The sequence below is a fragment of the Amycolatopsis sp. NPDC021455 genome (assembly GCF_040640995.1).
GTDB lineage: Bacteria > Actinomycetota > Actinomycetes > Mycobacteriales > Pseudonocardiaceae > Amycolatopsis.
Map to the genome: position 1 here is coordinate 57,620 of NZ_JBFACT010000032.1, position 15,139 is coordinate 72,758.

Annotated in this window: 12 protein-coding genes; 2 read left to right on the forward strand and 10 right to left on the reverse strand. The window is 68.5% G+C overall.

The genetic code is table 11. The features are described from left to right. Positions 1 to 105: 105 nt before the first annotated feature. Positions 106 to 393: a WhiB family transcriptional regulator gene (locus AB0G28_RS29440; protein WP_167441477.1), complete on the reverse strand. Its 288-nt coding sequence runs from the start codon at positions 391 to 393 to the stop codon at positions 106 to 108. Between the two features lie 264 nt (positions 394 to 657). On the opposite strand from AB0G28_RS29440, the gene AB0G28_RS29445 reads away from it, so the two are divergent. Further along, on the forward strand, positions 658 to 1,419 hold the full coding sequence (locus AB0G28_RS29445; protein ID WP_361096092.1) for a site-2 protease family protein: 762 nt from the start codon (positions 658 to 660) through the stop codon (positions 1,417 to 1,419). Between the two features lie 28 nt (positions 1,420 to 1,447). On the opposite strand, the gene AB0G28_RS29450 is transcribed toward AB0G28_RS29445, so the two are convergent. Genes AB0G28_RS29450 through mshB form a run of 3 tightly spaced genes read right to left on the reverse strand, consistent with a single transcriptional unit; the run spans position 1,448 to position 3,487 of the window. Continuing rightward, a complete protein-coding gene (locus tag AB0G28_RS29450; protein ID WP_361095992.1) occupies positions 1,448 to 2,227 on the reverse strand; it encodes a hypothetical protein in 780 nt (259 codons plus the stop codon). After that, positions 2,220 to 2,648: a hypothetical protein gene (locus tag AB0G28_RS29455; RefSeq protein WP_361095995.1), complete on the reverse strand. Its 429-nt coding sequence runs from the start codon at positions 2,646 to 2,648 to the stop codon at positions 2,220 to 2,222. The genes AB0G28_RS29450 and AB0G28_RS29455 overlap by 8 nt, the downstream gene beginning before the upstream one ends. Then, positions 2,645 to 3,487 (reverse strand): N-acetyl-1-D-myo-inositol-2-amino-2-deoxy-alpha-D-glucopyranoside deacetylase, encoded by an 843-nt coding sequence (gene mshB / locus AB0G28_RS29460; protein WP_361095998.1) that lies wholly within the window; start codon positions 3,485 to 3,487, stop codon positions 2,645 to 2,647. The genes AB0G28_RS29455 and mshB overlap by 4 nt, the downstream gene beginning before the upstream one ends. Before the next feature lie 112 nt (positions 3,488 to 3,599). Here mshB and AB0G28_RS29465 point away from each other — a divergent pair, with 112 nt between their 5' ends. Further along, a complete protein-coding gene (locus tag AB0G28_RS29465; RefSeq protein ID WP_361096001.1) occupies positions 3,600 to 5,381 on the forward strand; it encodes an ABC transporter ATP-binding protein in 1,782 nt (593 codons plus the stop codon). Positions 5,382 to 5,604: 223 nt separating this feature from the next. On the opposite strand, the gene AB0G28_RS29470 is transcribed toward AB0G28_RS29465, so the two are convergent. The 6 genes from AB0G28_RS29470 to typA form a co-directional block, all read right to left on the reverse strand. Next, complete coding sequence (locus tag AB0G28_RS29470; RefSeq protein ID WP_361096004.1) at positions 5,605 to 6,621, reverse strand: ABC transporter permease; 1,017 nt, start codon at positions 6,619 to 6,621, stop codon at positions 5,605 to 5,607. 83 nt (positions 6,622 to 6,704) lie between these two features. Then, positions 6,705 to 7,634, reverse strand: a complete 930-nt coding sequence (locus AB0G28_RS29475) for an ABC transporter permease (RefSeq protein ID WP_361096007.1) — start codon at positions 7,632 to 7,634, stop codon at positions 6,705 to 6,707. Further along, positions 7,627 to 8,643, reverse strand: a complete 1,017-nt coding sequence (locus tag AB0G28_RS29480) for an ABC transporter permease (RefSeq protein WP_361096010.1) — start codon at positions 8,641 to 8,643, stop codon at positions 7,627 to 7,629. Before AB0G28_RS29480 ends, AB0G28_RS29475 begins: the two co-directional genes overlap by 8 nt. Positions 8,644 to 8,828: 185 nt before the next feature. Continuing rightward, positions 8,829 to 10,640, reverse strand: coding sequence for an ABC transporter family substrate-binding protein (locus AB0G28_RS29485; protein ID WP_361096013.1), 1,812 nt, complete (start codon positions 10,638 to 10,640; stop codon positions 8,829 to 8,831). A gap of 285 nt (positions 10,641 to 10,925) precedes the next feature. Continuing rightward, positions 10,926 to 12,662 (reverse strand): ABC transporter family substrate-binding protein, encoded by a 1,737-nt coding sequence (locus AB0G28_RS29490; RefSeq protein ID WP_361096095.1) that lies wholly within the window; start codon positions 12,660 to 12,662, stop codon positions 10,926 to 10,928. A gap of 381 nt (positions 12,663 to 13,043) precedes the next feature. Continuing rightward, a complete protein-coding gene (typA, locus tag AB0G28_RS29495; protein ID WP_361096016.1) occupies positions 13,044 to 14,969 on the reverse strand; it encodes a translational GTPase TypA in 1,926 nt (641 codons plus the stop codon). Between the last annotated feature and the right edge of the window lie 170 nt (positions 14,970 to 15,139).

Genomic DNA, 15,139 nt, shown 5'->3' on the forward strand with positions numbered 1-15,139 from the left:
CTGATCAGGCGGCAGTCGGTGCGGCCACCCTACGGCCCCGGCCTGTCACCCGATGGTGAACCCAAGCGGAATCGCCGGTGACGCGCACATCACCGGCGATCCTCGCTATACGACACGTTTCTTGAGCTTGCGGCGCTCCCGCTCGGACAGACCGCCCCAGATGCCGAAGCGCTCGTCGTGGGCCAGCGCGTACTCAAGGCACTCGTCCTTGACCTCGCAGCCCAGGCAGATCCGCTTGGCTTCGCGGGTGGAACCGCCCTTCTCGGGGAAGAACGCCTCCGGGTCCGTCTGCGCGCACAGGGCGCGTTCCTGCCAATCCTGCTCTTCTTCGGTGGCATCGATGAGCTCGGTGAGATCTCCCAGAGCCTGCTCCGGGATCTCGCCCCAACTCATGACGTGCCCCCATTCCTTCCCATCGGCTTCCAACCGCACGTCCGCCTCCTCGCTCCCTAGCACTCCCCAGGCTGGCGGTGGTGAAACGACACTCGCCGTCCCCTCTCGGCGGCGAATGACATCACTGTGATTACACCCGTGTAGTGCGGTCAGGTCAAGCGGAGTAGCGAGTTCGGGGGACGTCCGCGCCCGATCGCGCAAGGGGACACGCCGGTAACTTCACACCGGGCATACGGAAGACTGGAGCACGTGCAGAAGTCAGCAGTGCGCCCCAGCCCGGTCTTCCTCGGCATCCTCGCGCTCACCGCCGCCGGTGGCGCGATGGCCGCGTTCGGTGACATCAACACCGTTTTCGTCCGCGACCGCGACCCGCTGCTCATCGCCGGTGTCGTGATCTTCGTCGCCGCCGGCTGGGTGGCGTCGCTGTCGCTGCACGAGTTCGGCCACGCGATGGTCGCCTACCGCGGCGGTGACTACACCGTCGCCCACAAGGGTTACCTGACGCTGGACGTCCGGAAGTACACCGATCCGGTCCTCTCGATCATCCTGCCGCTGATCTTCCTCATCATCGGCGGCATCCCGCTGCCGGGTGGCGCGGTCTGGATCAACCGCGGCGCGCTCCGCTCGCGCGGGACGTCGTCGTGGGTGTCGCTGGCCGGGCCGCTGAGCAACCTCGCGGTCGGCGCGGCGCTGGCGCTGGTCGTGTCGGTGGTCCCGATGTCCGGCGGCCTGGTGATCGCGATGTCCTACCTGGCGCTGCTGCAGGTCGTGACCTTCCTCCTCAACATCCTGCCGATCCCGGGCCTCGACGGCTGGGGCGCGATCGAGCCGTACCTGCCGCCCCGGGCCCGCGAGCTGGGCGCGCAGGTCCGCCCGTGGGCGCCGATCATCCTGTTCGCGATCTTGTGGTTCTTCCGCCCGGCGAACACCGCGCTCTGGGAAGGCTCGTACGCGATCTTCAACGCCTTCGGCGGCTATGTGGACGGCGCCCAGATCGGGTTCAGCGTCTTCCAGTTCTGGAAGTGAGGTTTGAACCGGGCGCCGCGCGGGAAGATCACGTGCGGCGCTCGGTCAGCCAGACGTGCGCGCGTTTCCAGACCTTCCGCAACCCCGACCGCTCACCGAAGTAGTCCCCCGCCGCCCCGACCACCGGCAGCATGCCGATCGCGCGGTGCACGATGTTGCCGTGCGGCCGCTTCTCCAGTTCCCCGGTGATCGCCAGGAGCCCCCGGCCGAGCCGCCAGAGCGTCCGGGCCGCGGCTTTCACCGTGGCCTTGCCGTGCTTCTTCTCCGAGGCCGTCAGCTCTTCGGTCAGCTTCGCCGCTTCGTCCGCCTCCGCGGCTTCGTCGTGCTCCGCGTCCCTGCCCGCCGCGAGGTCGGGGGCGATGTCACGCTCGAAGAGCACCCACGCGATCAACCGCACCCGCGTGCCGACGTCGGTGACGCCGTACTCGCCGGCGATCGCGCACAGCAGCAGGCCCTGCGACGCCGCCCCCAGCGCGTCCTGGACCGGCAGCCGGTCGGCGAGCGCGCCGCCCAGGCCGGGGATGGACGTCAGCAGCGCCGTGAACCGGCCGACGCGGTTCATCCACCAGCTCGACCGGTCGTAGCCGGTCATCCGCGTCCACGCCGCCGTGCCGGGGACCTTCACCGACGTGACGCCGTGGATCAGCTTCGCCTTCAACCCCGACTCGACCTCGGCCAAGTCCTCCGAAGCACGCGCCTGCAGCCCGAACGGGTCGGACTCGCGCAGCGCGTCGAGCATCGGCCCGCACGCCCGTACGAACGGCCGCAGCACGGCCACGACCTGCCGGTCGGAGATCGCCTCACCCACGTCCCGGTCTCCTTCCCGCCGCACGGCCTGCCGCACGACTTGCCGCACGACTTGCCGCACTACCTAGCCCGCCGCCGAGCACCATGGCGCCCGGCAGCGCGCTCGCGCCGAGCAGCAGCAGGGCCCGCCAGTCCTGGATCAGCACCAGGTCACCGCCCGGGCCGAGCATGCCGACGCCGAACACGACGAGCACCCACACCACGAGGGGTACCCACGAAAGCCCGGGCCGCACCAGCTTCGCGGTCGTCGACACCAGCCACGGCGTGGTGACCGCGCCGACGAGGACCGTCACCGGCACCGGGACCACCCCGATCCGCAGCGGCAGGAAGAACAGCTCCAGCAGGGCGAGCAGCACCGTGTCGACGACGAGCAGCGCGAGCAGCAGCCCCTGCTCGAGCGTCAGCCGCTCCGCCACGGTCACAGCCCGCCGAAGAGGTCGTCCGCGGCACCGTCGGCCGGGCCGTGGGCCAGCACGAAGTAGTCCTTGGCCAGGATCGGCTGGGCGATCGCGTTCGTCAGCGCGAAGTACGGGACGTCATCGTCGGCGACAGCCAGCTGCGTCGCGTGCGCGCGCAGTGCCGCCAGCTTCGCCGGGAGGTACGCGGCGACGTCGAGCACCGTCGTGACCTCTTCGTCCGGTGTCGTCGGCAGCTCGTCATCCTCCGGCACGTCGAACACCGGGTCGCCGGCCCGCAGCGCGGCCAGCCCGGCGCGCACCGCGGTCCTCGGCGCGACCGTGTGGAACACCCGCTCGACCGACTTCGCGCGCGGCGCCGCGGCCATCGTGATCTCGTGGGCGCGGATGTGGTCGGGGTGGCCGTAGCCGCCGAACGCGTCGTAGGTGACGACGACCTGGGGCTGAAGCTCGTCGAGGAGCTCCGCCAGCTGCGCGGCCTGCTCTTCGGGGCTGCCCCCCGTGAAGGCCCGCGGGTGCGACGCCGACGGCGTGCCCGCCATGCCCGAGTCCCGCCACCGGCCGATCCCGCCCAGGTAACGGTGCCGTGACAGCCCCAGCGCGGCGCACGCGGCCATCAGCTCGGCGACGCGGTAGCCGCCCAGCTGGTCGGCGGCGTGCGAACGCAGACCCTCCAGCTGGAACAGATCGGGCATGACCTCGCCCTCTTCACCCAGCGTGCAGGTCACCACGGTCACCTCGGCGCCCTCGGCGGCGTATCGTGCGATCGTGGCGCCGGTGGTGATGCTTTCGTCGTCGGGATGGGCGTGGACGAACAGCAGCCTGCGGGATACCGGGGAGATCACGGGTTGAGCGTAATTCCCGTGCTCCGACCTTCGTCGGGGACACCCTCGGTTATCCTCGCGCGAGTCGCGACCGCCGCGTCGTGACCGTCTGTACCCCCACGAAGGGCATCTGGTGAGCACTGAAGCAACTTCGGCGAACGTCGCCGGCGTGTCGGGATCCGTCCTGTCCATCTCCGACCTGAGCGTGTCGTTCCAGACCGAGGACGGCGTCGTGAACGCCGTCAAGGGCATCGGGTTCGACGTCAAGCCCGGCGAGATCGTCGCCGTGGTCGGGGAGTCCGGGTCCGGCAAGTCCGTGACGTCGATGTCGGTGCTGGGCCTGCTGCCCAAGACCAGCAAGATCGCCGGCGAGCTGCGCCTGGGCGAGCGCAACCTGGCGGATCTCAAAGAGAAGGACATGCAGAAGATCCGCGGCAACCAGGTCGCGATGATCTTCCAGGAGCCGATGACGGCGCTGAACCCGGTCTACACGGTCGGCTGGCAGCTGCGCGAGGCCCTGCGCTCGCACCTCGAGATCTCCAAGGACGCCGCCGACAAGCGCGCCGTCGAGCTGCTCGACATGGTCGGCATCCCGAACCCGGAGCTGCGGTTCAAGCAGTACCCGCACCAGCTCTCGGGCGGCCTGCGCCAGCGCGTCGTCATCGCCATGGCGATCGCCTGCGACCCGCAGGTCATCATCGCCGACGAGCCGACCACCGCGCTCGACGTCACCGTGCAGGCGGAGATCCTCGGCCTGCTGCGCAAGCTGCGCGACACCCTCGACACCGCGATCGTGCTGATCACCCACGACATGGGCGTCGTCGCCGACATGGCCGACCGCGTCATCGTGATGTACCAGGGCGAGATCGTCGAAGAGGCGCCGGTGCGCGAGCTGTTCGCGTCGCCGAAGGAGGACTACACCCGGCGGCTGCTCGCCGCGGTGCCGGTGCTCGGCCAGCGTCCCGAGGGCCGCCGCCTGCTCGACGACGCCGGGATCGAGACCGACAGCACCGAGGCGGCCAAGATCGCCGAGGAGATCCGGCTGGCCGACGAAGAGCTCGAGGCCGTGATCGAGGAGGCCGCGCCGGCCCTGGAGATCAAGAACCTGGTGCTCGAGTACCCCGGCCGCCGCGGCCAGGGCAAGAACCGCGCGGTCGACGACGTCTCGCTGACCATCGCCAAGGGCGAGATCGTCGGCCTGGTGGGCGAGTCCGGGTCCGGCAAGTCCACGGTGGGCCGCTGCGCCGTCGGCCTGCTGCGCGCGACCGAGGGCACGATCGCGATCGCCGGCAAGGACATCACGAAGATGTCGGCGAAGGAGATCCGCCCGCTGCGCCGGTTCTTCTCGATCGTGTTCCAGGACCCGGCGTCGACGCTGGACCCGAAGATGACGATCGGCGAGTCGATCGCCGAGCCGATGGTGCTGCACAAGGTGCTCTCGGGCAAGGAGCTGTCGGCCCGCGTCCGGTCGCTGCTGGACAAGGTCGAGCTGGGCGGGCACTACATGAACCGCTACCCGCACGAGCTGTCGGGCGGCCAGCGCCAGCGCGTCGCGATCGCCCGCGCGCTGTCGCTCGACCCGGCGCTGCTCATCGCGGACGAGCCGACGTCGGCGCTCGACGTGTCGGTGCAGGCCCGCGTGCTGGACCTGTTCCTGGACCTGCAGCAGTCGCTGCAGTTCGCGTGCCTGTTCATCAGCCACGACCTGGCGGTGGTCGACCTGCTGGCCGACCGCGTCGCGGTGATGCAGCACGGCAAGCTGGTCGAGGTCGGCACGCGCGACCAGGTGCTGCACTCGCCGCAGCAGGAGTACACGAAGCGCCTGCTGTCGGCGGCCCCGGTCGCGGACCCGATCCTGCAGGCCGAGCGACGCGCGGCCTGGGAGGCCGGCAAGCTGGCCCCGGTGGCCGACTGACGTTCTCGACGCTGAAGGGCCCGCACCCGGCTGGGTGCGGGCCCTTCGCCGTCCTGGGCACCGGCCCCATGCGCCCCAATGTGGCATTGGGTGCGTTGAATAGGCACTGCGGCGCGAAGCGCCTCCGTTGAGGGCGGTGGTGGGGGCATGGGAGGAGCAACCAACGCCACATTGGGTGCGTTGAGCGCAACCAACGCCACATTGGGGCGTTCGGGTGCCGGCGTCAGCCGACGCGGATGCGGGGGTCCAGGATGCCGTAGAGCAGGTCCGCGACCAGGTTGGCGATCACCACGCTCGCCGCGATCACCACCAGCCAGCCCATCAGCACCTGCGGGTCGTTCTTGTTGACCGCCTCCACCAGCAGCGTGCCCATGCCGTGCCAGTTGAACACCGTCTCCGTGATGATCGCGCCCGTCACCGTGGCGCCGAAGTTGACCGAGAACAGCGTCATCACCGGGATCAGCGCGTTGCGGAACGCGTGGCGCCAGATCACGCGGCTGTTCGAGACGCCCTTGGCGCGCGCTGTGCGGACGTAGTCGGCGCCCAGGACCTCCAGCATCGACGCCCGCTGGAACCGGCTGTACGCGGCGAACGTGATCGCCATGATCGACAGCGTCGGCAGCAGGAACGCGCCGACGTACTTCGCGAGTGCGTCGCCGACGCCGGTCGCCGAGAGGCTCTCCGGGCTCGTCGTGCGCAGCCACGGGTCGCCGAGGACGTCCGACAGGCCCAGTTCGCGCACCCAGATGTTCGCGCGGATCGCGTAGCCCTTCAGGACGATCGCGACGCAGAAGATCGGCATCGAGAACATCAGGAACGCCAGCGTCGTCGCGATGTAGTCCCAGATCGAGTACTGCTTGACGGCGGCCAGCACCCCGACCAGCACGCCGAAGACCAGCGCCAGCACCGACGCCGCCAGCACCAGTTCGAGCGTCACGCGGAACGCCGCCATCACCTTCGGCGCCACCGGCTGGAGGGCGTTGCCCTGGGCGATGGAGGTGCCCCAGTCGCCGCTCAGGAAGTGGCCGAGCCAGGTGAAGTAGCGGGCGGCGACGCTCTGGTCGAGGCCGAGCCGGTGCTCGAGGTCGGCGATCGCCTTCGCGTCGATCCCCGGCTTGCTGCGCAGCTCCCCGAGCGGGTCGCCCGTGTTGGCCACCATGACGAAGCAGAGGAACGTGCCGACCAGCAGGACCGGCACCGAGATGGCCAGCCGGCGCAGCACGTAGAGCACGAGATTCATCCGAAACCCCCAGGTCCGGCGATCCCCCCGCCCGAAAGACGAACGCGGGGGTGACCGGAACCGGTCACCCCCGCGTCGCGCGTTCAGGCCTTCATTCTCCGCTGGCGCGGGTCGAAGGCGTCGCGGAGACCGTCACCGATGAAGTTGATCGTCAGTGAAATCAGCACGAGCACGATGAACGGGCCGAAGAACAGCGCCGGCCGCGTCTGCAGCTGGGCGTAGTTCTCCAGGATGACGCGGCCGAGCGAAGTGTCCGGCAGCTGGACACCGAGGCCGATGAACGACAGCGCGGCTTCCGCCAGCACGGCCTGCGCGACCGCGAGGGTCGCGTTGACCGTGATGCTGCCGACCATGTTCGGCACCAGGTGCTTGAAAATGATCCGGAACGTTCCGGCACCCGAGGCACGAGCCGCGTCGACGAACTCGCGCTGGGACAGCGACATCGCTTCGGCGCGGGTGATCCGGGCGATCTGCATCCAGCCGAACGCCGCCAGCACCAGGGCGACGATGTACCAGGAGCCGCTCCCGAACACCTTCGCCAGGATGGCCGCCGCGGCGATCTGCGGGATGATCAGGAACAGGTCCGTCACCCGCGAGACCGCCGAGTCGGTGAACCGGCGCAGGTAGCCCGCCATGGCGCCGAGGACGACGCCGACGACCGTCGACAGAATCGACACGGTGAGGGCGATCAGCAGCGAGAACTGGGTGCCGCGCAGGATCTGCGACACCATGTCCTTGCCGACCTGGGTGGTGCCCAGCGGGAACTCGGCGCTCGGCTTGGCGAACGACGGGAACGAGCTGTCCTCGTAGCTGTGCTTCCAGAAGATCGGCAAGATGATGCTGATCAGGACGATGAGCACCAGCACCGCTGTCGACGCCATGGCCAGCTTGTGGTGCAGGAACTTCCGGAGCACCAGCTTGCCCTGGCTCCGGGCCTCGGGCAGAGCCTCCGGCGGAAGCGTGCCGTCGGCGGTCGCGGCCTCGCTCGCGACGAGGGAGTTCAAGTCAGCCAACGCGAATCCTCGGGTCCAGGATGCCGTACATCATGTCGGCGATCAGGTTGGCGACGATCACGCTGGTGGCGATGACCACGAGCCAGCCCATCATCACCTGAGTGTCGTTCTTCGAGACGGCTTCCACCAGCAATGTGCCCATACCGTGCCAGTTGAACACGGTTTCGGTGATGATCGCACCGGCGAGCACCGAGCCGAAGTTCACCGAGAACAGCGTGGTCACCGGGATCAGGGCGTTCCGGAACGCGTGCCGGAAGATGACCCGGCCGTTGGCGAGGCCCTTGGCCCGCGCCGTCCGGACGTAGTCCGAGCCCAGGACCTCGAGCATCGAGGCCCGCTGAAACCGGCTGTACGCCGCGAAGCTGATCGCCATGATGGACAGCACCGGCAGCAGGTACGCGCCGATGGTGCTGGCTATGAAGTCGCCGACTCCGTCCGTCTTGAGCTGCTCCGGGCTCGTGGTCCGCAACCAGGGGTTGCCGAGCACGTCCTGGAGGCCGAGGTCGCGGACCCAGCCGTTGATCTCGATCGCGTAGTTCTTCAGCACGATCGCCACGCAGAAGATCGGCATGGAGAACAGCAGGAAGGCCAGCGTGGTGGCGATGTAGTCGACGATCGAGTACTGCTTCACCGCGGCGAGCACACCGACGATGATGCCGATGATCAGCGCGAGGATCTCGGCGCCGACCACGAGCTTGAACGTGACGGCGAAGGCGGCCATCACCTTCGGGGCGACGGGTTGCAGCGCGTTGCCCTGCGCGATGGACGTACCCCAGTCACCCGAGAGGAAGTGCCCGAGCCACGAGAAGTAGCGCGGCACGATGCCCTGGTCCAGGCCCATCTTGTGGGAGAGGGCGTCGATGGCTTCCTTGTTCATGTTCGGGTTGTGCCGGAGCTCGCCGAGCGGGTCACCGGTGGCGGCGACCATCACGAACGACAAAAAGGTCCCGACCACCAGGACGGGAATCGATATCGCCAGGCGGCGAAGGATGTAGATCACCAGGTTCAACGAACTGCTCCTCATCCGGGCCTGGTCTTCAGAAGTGCGCTGGACCGCTACCCGGTTGTCTACCGTAGTGGGGGTAACCCTACGGTCAACAGCTACTTCTGGTGGGTACCGGGGCCCGGCTCGTGGCCGGACCCCGGTACCCCCAGGTCATCTGGAGCGAGGGGAACGAAGTCGCAGGGCGGACCCTACTTCTTCTGCTCCCACTCGCCGGCGTTCCACAGCACACCGTTGTAGGACTGCATGTACACGCGGTCGATGCCCTTGAACGCCCACATGCTCGGCGTCTGGAAGAGCGGGATCGTCGCGTACTTGTCCGCGATGGCCTTGTCGGCCGCCTGGTAGGCCTGCAGCTTCACCTGCTCGTCGGTCGCGCTCACCGCGGTCTTGAACGCGTCGTCGATCTTGGAGTCGCACAGGTTCTGGTAGTTCTGGTCACCACCGTTGTTCGGGCAGACGTAGATCGAACGCGACTGCGACTTGAACGGCGCCGACGACCAGCCGAACAGCGCGACGTCGTAGTTACCGGTCGAGACGCGGCCACCCTTGAGGAAGTTGGCGTCGGTCTCGTCCTTGACCTCGATGCCGGCCGCCTTGGCCTGCGAGATGATGATCTCGACGGTCTGGCTGCGACGCGCGTTCTGGTTGTGCGTGATCTTGAACGAAGCGCGCTGGCCACCCTTGGCGAAGATGCCGTCGGCACCCTTGACCCAGCCGGCGTCCGACAGGGTCTTGGCCGCCGCCTCCGGGCCGAGGCCCGCCTTGCTGCCGTACAGGTCGGTGTAGCCCTCTTCACCCTGGAAGAACACGATCGAGTTCAGCGGGGCCGCGTCGGCCTGGACTTCCTTGAGCAGCTTGTCGACGATCGGCTTGCGGTCGACCGCCTCGAAGAACGCCTTGCGGAGCGCGTCGTCCTTGAACATGCGGTTGAACTGCAGGTCGAGGTGCTCGTAGGTCAGCTGCGGAGCCGAACCGTAGGTCACGCCCTGCGCCGCGAGGCCCTTCATCGTGGTGGCCGCGGTCGCGTCCGGCTGGGTCGACGCCGCGACGTCGATCTCACCGTTCTGCAGCGCGGTCGCCATGGCCTTGGTGTCTTCCATGGCGCGGACCACGATCTTGGAGGGGCCACCCTTGCCGCCCGCCCACTGCGGGTTCTTGACCAGGGTGACGGCCTTCTGGTTGGCGTCGAACGAGTCGATCATGTACGGCCCGGAAGCCGGCATGAGCGCCTTGTCGAAGCCCTTCCACTTGTTCGTCCAGAAGTCGCCGGCCTTGGACAGCTGGGCCGGGTCACCGTTCGGCGCGAGCTTGGTGATGTCCGCGATGCCGGTCTGCTTCTCGAGGATGTGCGCCGGCAGGATCTGGACGCCGCTGAACAGGCCCTTGTAGTCGAGGTACGGCTCGGTGAAGTCCGTCTCGAGGGTCAGGTTGTCCTTGCAGGTGGCCTTGCTGATCTTGTCGTAGCCGGTGGTCGAAGCGGCGGTGAACGGGTTCTTGCCGTCCGTGCCCTTGGCCTGGCCGCTCTCCGAGAGCCACGCCAGGTAGAAGTCCTTGCAGTCGAACGGCTCGCCGTCCGACCACTTGACGTTCGGCTTGATCTTGTAGGTGATGACCTGCGGGCTCTTGGAGGTCACGTCGACCGAGTCGAGGATGTCCTTGTTGAGCAGGATCTTGTTGTTGCCGTCGAGGACGAACGCGTCTTCGAGGACGGCGGTGAGGACGTAGGTGTTGTACGAGCTGTTGGTGTCCGGGGTCTGGTTGTTGTACCCGGAGTACCCGTCGTCGATCCCGACCGTGATCGTGCCGTCCCAGCCCTTGACGTCCGCGAGCTTGAACGTGTCGCCCTGCTCGGCCTTGCCGACCGCCATCGCCTTGACGTCGACCGACGACCCGTTCTGGTCGGTGCTGCCCGAGCCCGAGTCGCTCCCGCTGCAGGCGCTCAGCAGCAGCGAAGCGCCCGCGACGAGCGACAAGGCGGAGACTGCTTTGGTTCTCCTCATGAAGTGTGCCCTCCTAGCACTGAGCCCTTGAATTGTGACAAGGACCCACACCGCTCCGGTTTGGTGCCGGAGCCTACGACACGCCAAGCGACACTCAACTGGCGCACTGCGGGAGCACGCTAGAAAGGAAAAGCACCGACAGTCACCAGTTCAGGGTCGATCGTGACCAAAGGGTGACATCCAGTCGACGTCCGGAAATACGACGGTTACCTCATGGATTCACATGCTCCCACTCGAACGCGTTGGTGAAGATCACCCGGTAGTACTGAATGCGTAGCCAAGCGATTACTTCGGGCCGCGAGTCCAGTTCACCGCCGACCCGAACGGGCCCACCATCGGAGGACCGGGCGTGACGCCGGAGATGCCCGATCCGATCGCCAAGGTGTCAGCCAATTGGAACAACGGGATTACCACGTTCTGACGCCAAAGTTCAGGCTCAAGAGTGGTGAGCGCATCCGCGATCGGCGTCGATCCGGACAGCGCCGCGTCGATCGACGGCTGGATCGCCGGGTCGCAGAGCCCGGCGGAATTGCCCGGAACGATCGGTTTGGTCTTGTCCGTTCCCGCGGCGGTCTGCTCCGGGCGGCAGCCGAAGGTCGACGCGAGCACCGACGCCGTGTCGCCGCCGACCGCCTGCGGGACGACGGCGATGTCGATGCCGACGTTGCCCGCCGAGTCGCCGGAGGGCTGCTGGACCCCGTCGACGACCGGCATCGCGAGCAGGCCGCCGAACAGGTCGCGCGGCTGCGGGGTGATCGGGCTGACCTCGATGCCCTGCGCGACCAGTTCGGCGGTCAGCTCCTTGGCGATCGTCGCGTACGGCTCCTGGGTGCCCGGCGAGGCGATGACCAGCGAAAGGGCCTTGCCGTTCTTGCGCCAGGTGCCCGCGGTCTTGGCGTAGCCGGCCGCCTTCAGCGACTCTTCGGCCTTCGCGACGTCGGGCGCGGTCGGCGGGCCGGGCGGGATGGTCGCCGCGTACCCGGCCTCCGATGGCGCCTTCACCTGGGCATCGGCGTGGAGCGTCGACGACGGGCCGCCGTTGGCGCCTTCGGCGATCAGCTTGCCGCGGTCGATCAGCGCGGCCACACCGGCCCGGACCTGGCTGTCCCGCAGCGTGGCGCTGACCGGGCGCAGCAGCACGCCGGCCACCACCGGTCGGGCCACGGTGTGCAGCTTGACGGCCGGGCCGAGGTCGCCGAGCCGCTTGAGCTCGTCGCCGGTCGTCCTGGCCAGCGCGAACTGGTCGTTGCCGCTCTGCAGCGCGAGCAGCAGGGTGTTCTGGTCCGCGCGGCGCAGGACGATCCGGTCGATCGCCGCGGGCTTCTCCCAGTAGCGCTCGTTGCGCTCCAGGATGACCTCGCCGCGGGCGGTGTCGATGCTCTTGATCGAGAACGGCCCGGCGACCGCGGGGAAGTTCGACGCGAGCGCGCCCCGCCAGCCGTCGGGCGCGTCCTTGAGCAGGTGGGCGGGCAGCAGGTCCGAGAACAGCGTCCGCCAGCCGGGGTACGGCTTGGCGAAGGTGACCTCGACGCGCTTGCCGCCTTCGCGGGACTGCAGGTCGGTGATCTGCCGGTACCCGGCGGGCTCGATCACGCCGGGCTGGTCGCGCATCTGGGTGCGCAGGTAGTCGAAGTCCTCGGCGGCGATGGGCGCGCCGTCGGACCAGGAGGCGTCGGGCCGGATGTCGTAGGCGACCACGAACGGCTGCTGCGAGATCACCTGCGCGGCCTTCATCAGGTTCTTGTCGAGCTGGGTGCTGCCGTCGTCCTTCTGGCGGAACACCGAGGGCAGCAGCAGCTGCGACAGCGCGGAGGTCACCTGGGACGAGTCCGCGAGGTTGTGCGGGTTGTACCCGCCGAGCACGTCGTCGACGCCGACGACGATCTGCGACGGCGTCTTGCCGGTGGTGGACGCGGGCGCGACCGACGACGAGACGACCGGGGGCGGCGGGGTGTTGGAGCAGGCGGTGAGCAGCACGGCCGCGAGTGCCAGTACCGGCACCGCCTTGCGATTCACCCGCACGCCCTGTTCCTCCCAGATTCCGCCGATCGGGGCAGCCATGCTCCCACGACCGCCTTCGCCGCCGGAACCGAGATTCCCATACCCGGATCGGCCGGGCCCGGCCCCCCGTGGTGCCGCTACGGGAAAGGACGCGCGGGCCACCGTCCGGGTTCCCGGACTGTTCCGGAACGGCGGAACGAACACGGGCCGGACACGAGAAAGGTTCACCTCGGTGGTGACCACCAGGTTCCGACGCCGTCGAAGCCCCTATAAAGATATAAGGAGAAGAACGGCGGAATTCGTGACGCCGGGTCCTCCACCACTCTACCCAGCGTGGCGGACCGGAAACGAAAAAACCTCCCGGCGGAACACACCGGGAGGCTCTTTCGGCTTTCGGAAGGCTCAGCCGTTGTCGCGGCTCTTGGCGCGCGAACGCTCCTTGGCACGCGTATTCACGTCCAGGGTGACCTTGCGGACCCGGACGACCTCCGGCGCGACCTCGACGCATTCGTCGACCGAGCAGAACTCGAGCGCTTCTTCCAGGCCCATCTTGCGCGGGCGGGCCAGCGTCTCCATCACGTCGGCGGAGGACTGACGCATGTTGGTCAGCTTCTTCTCCTTGGTGATGTTGATGTCGAGGTCCTCGAAGCGCGGGTTCTCGCCCACGACCATGCCCTCGTAGACGTCGGCGCCCGGCTCGACGAAGAAGGTGCCGCGGTCGGCCAGCTGGATCATCGCGTACGCGGTGACCGGGCCCGACCGGTCGGCGACCAGCGAGCCGCTGTGCCGGGTGCGGATCTCGCCCGCCCACGGGAAGTAGCCCTCGAACACGTGGTTCGCGATGCCGGTGCCGCGGGTCTCGGTGAGGAAGTCGGTGCGGAAGCTGATCAGGCCGCGCGACGGGAGCACGTACTCCAGCTTGATCCGGCCGGTGCCGTTGCCGCTCATGTCCTCCATGCGGCCCTTGCGGGCGGCCAGGAGCTGCGTGATCGCGCCGAGGTGCTCTTCCGGCGAGTCGATGTAGAGGCGCTCGAACGGCTCGTGCAGCTTGCCGTCGATCGTGCGCAGGACCACCTGCGGCTTGCCGACGGTCAGCTCGAAGCCCTCGCGGCGCATCTGCTCGACGAGGATGGCCAGCGCCAGCTCGCCACGGCCCTGGACCTCCCAGGTGTCGGGGCGCTCGGTCGGCAGGACGCGGATCGAGACGTTACCGATCAGCTCCTGGTCCAGGCGGGCCTTGACCAGCCGCGCGGTGACCTTGTCGCCGCCGTTGCGCCCTGCCAGCGGCGAGGTGTTGACGCCGATGGTCATCGAGATCGCGGGCTCGTCGACGGTGATCCGGGGCAGCGCGACCGGGTTCTCGGAGTCGGCGAGGGTGTCACCGATGGTGATGTCCGGGATGCCCGCGATGGCGACCAGTTCACCGGCGCTCGCCTCGGTCGCCGGGACGCGGGTGAGCGCCTCGGTGACCAGCAGCTCGGAGATGCGGACGTTCTGCGTCGTACCGTCCGCGCGCATCCAGGCCACGGTCTGGCCCTTGCGCAGCTTGCCGGCGTGGATGCGGATCAGCGCGATGCGGCCGAGGAAGTTGGACGCGTCGAGGTTGGTGACCAGCGCCTGCAGCGGCGCGTCGAGGTCCGCGGCGGGCGGCGGCACGTGCCGGAGCAGCGTGTCGAACAGCGGGTCGAGGTTCTCGCTCTCGGGGATCTCGCCGTCGGCGGGCTGCTCCAGGCTCGCCTTGCCGGCGCGCGCGGAGGCGTAGACGACCGGGAGGTCGAGGATCGCGTCGTGGTCGGCGTCCTCGATGTCGCTGGCCAGCTCGAGCAGCAGGTCGTGGGTCTCCTCGACGACCTCGGCGATCCGGGCGTCCGGCCGGTCGGTCTTGTTGACCAGCAGGATCACCGGCAGGCCGGCCTCGAGGGTCTTGCGCAGCACGAACCGGGTCTGCGGGAGCGGACCTTCGGACGCGTCGACCAGCAGGACGACGCCGTCGACCATGGCCAGGCCGCGCTCGACCTCGCCGCCGAAGTCGGCGTGGCCGGGGGTGTCGATGACGTTGATCGTCACCTGGCCCTCGGGCGTCTGGCGGTGGATCGAGGTGTTCTTCGCGAGGATCGTGATGCCCTTTTCGCGCTCCAGCTCCCCGGAGTCCATCACGCGGTCGACGACCTCGGCGCGCTCGGCGAAGGCGCCGGACTGGCGGAGCATCGCGTCGACGAGGGTCGTCTTGCCGTGGTCGACGTGGGCGACGATCGCGACGTTGCGCAGGTCGGGCCGGGTCTTACCGGTCGGCCGGCCGGTTTCGACGGTAGCGCTGGCTGCGGGCACGCGAGAACTCCTGAACTTCAAGGGTTGGATGGCCGCGCAAGCCCGTCAGGGGCTGTGTATGACCCGAGCACAGGTGACCGGCTCTGGTCACACGCGGACCTCACCAAGGATACCTGGCACCCCCATGTGAGCAGTCCCACGCCCCCGGATCGGTTAGGCTCACCTAACGT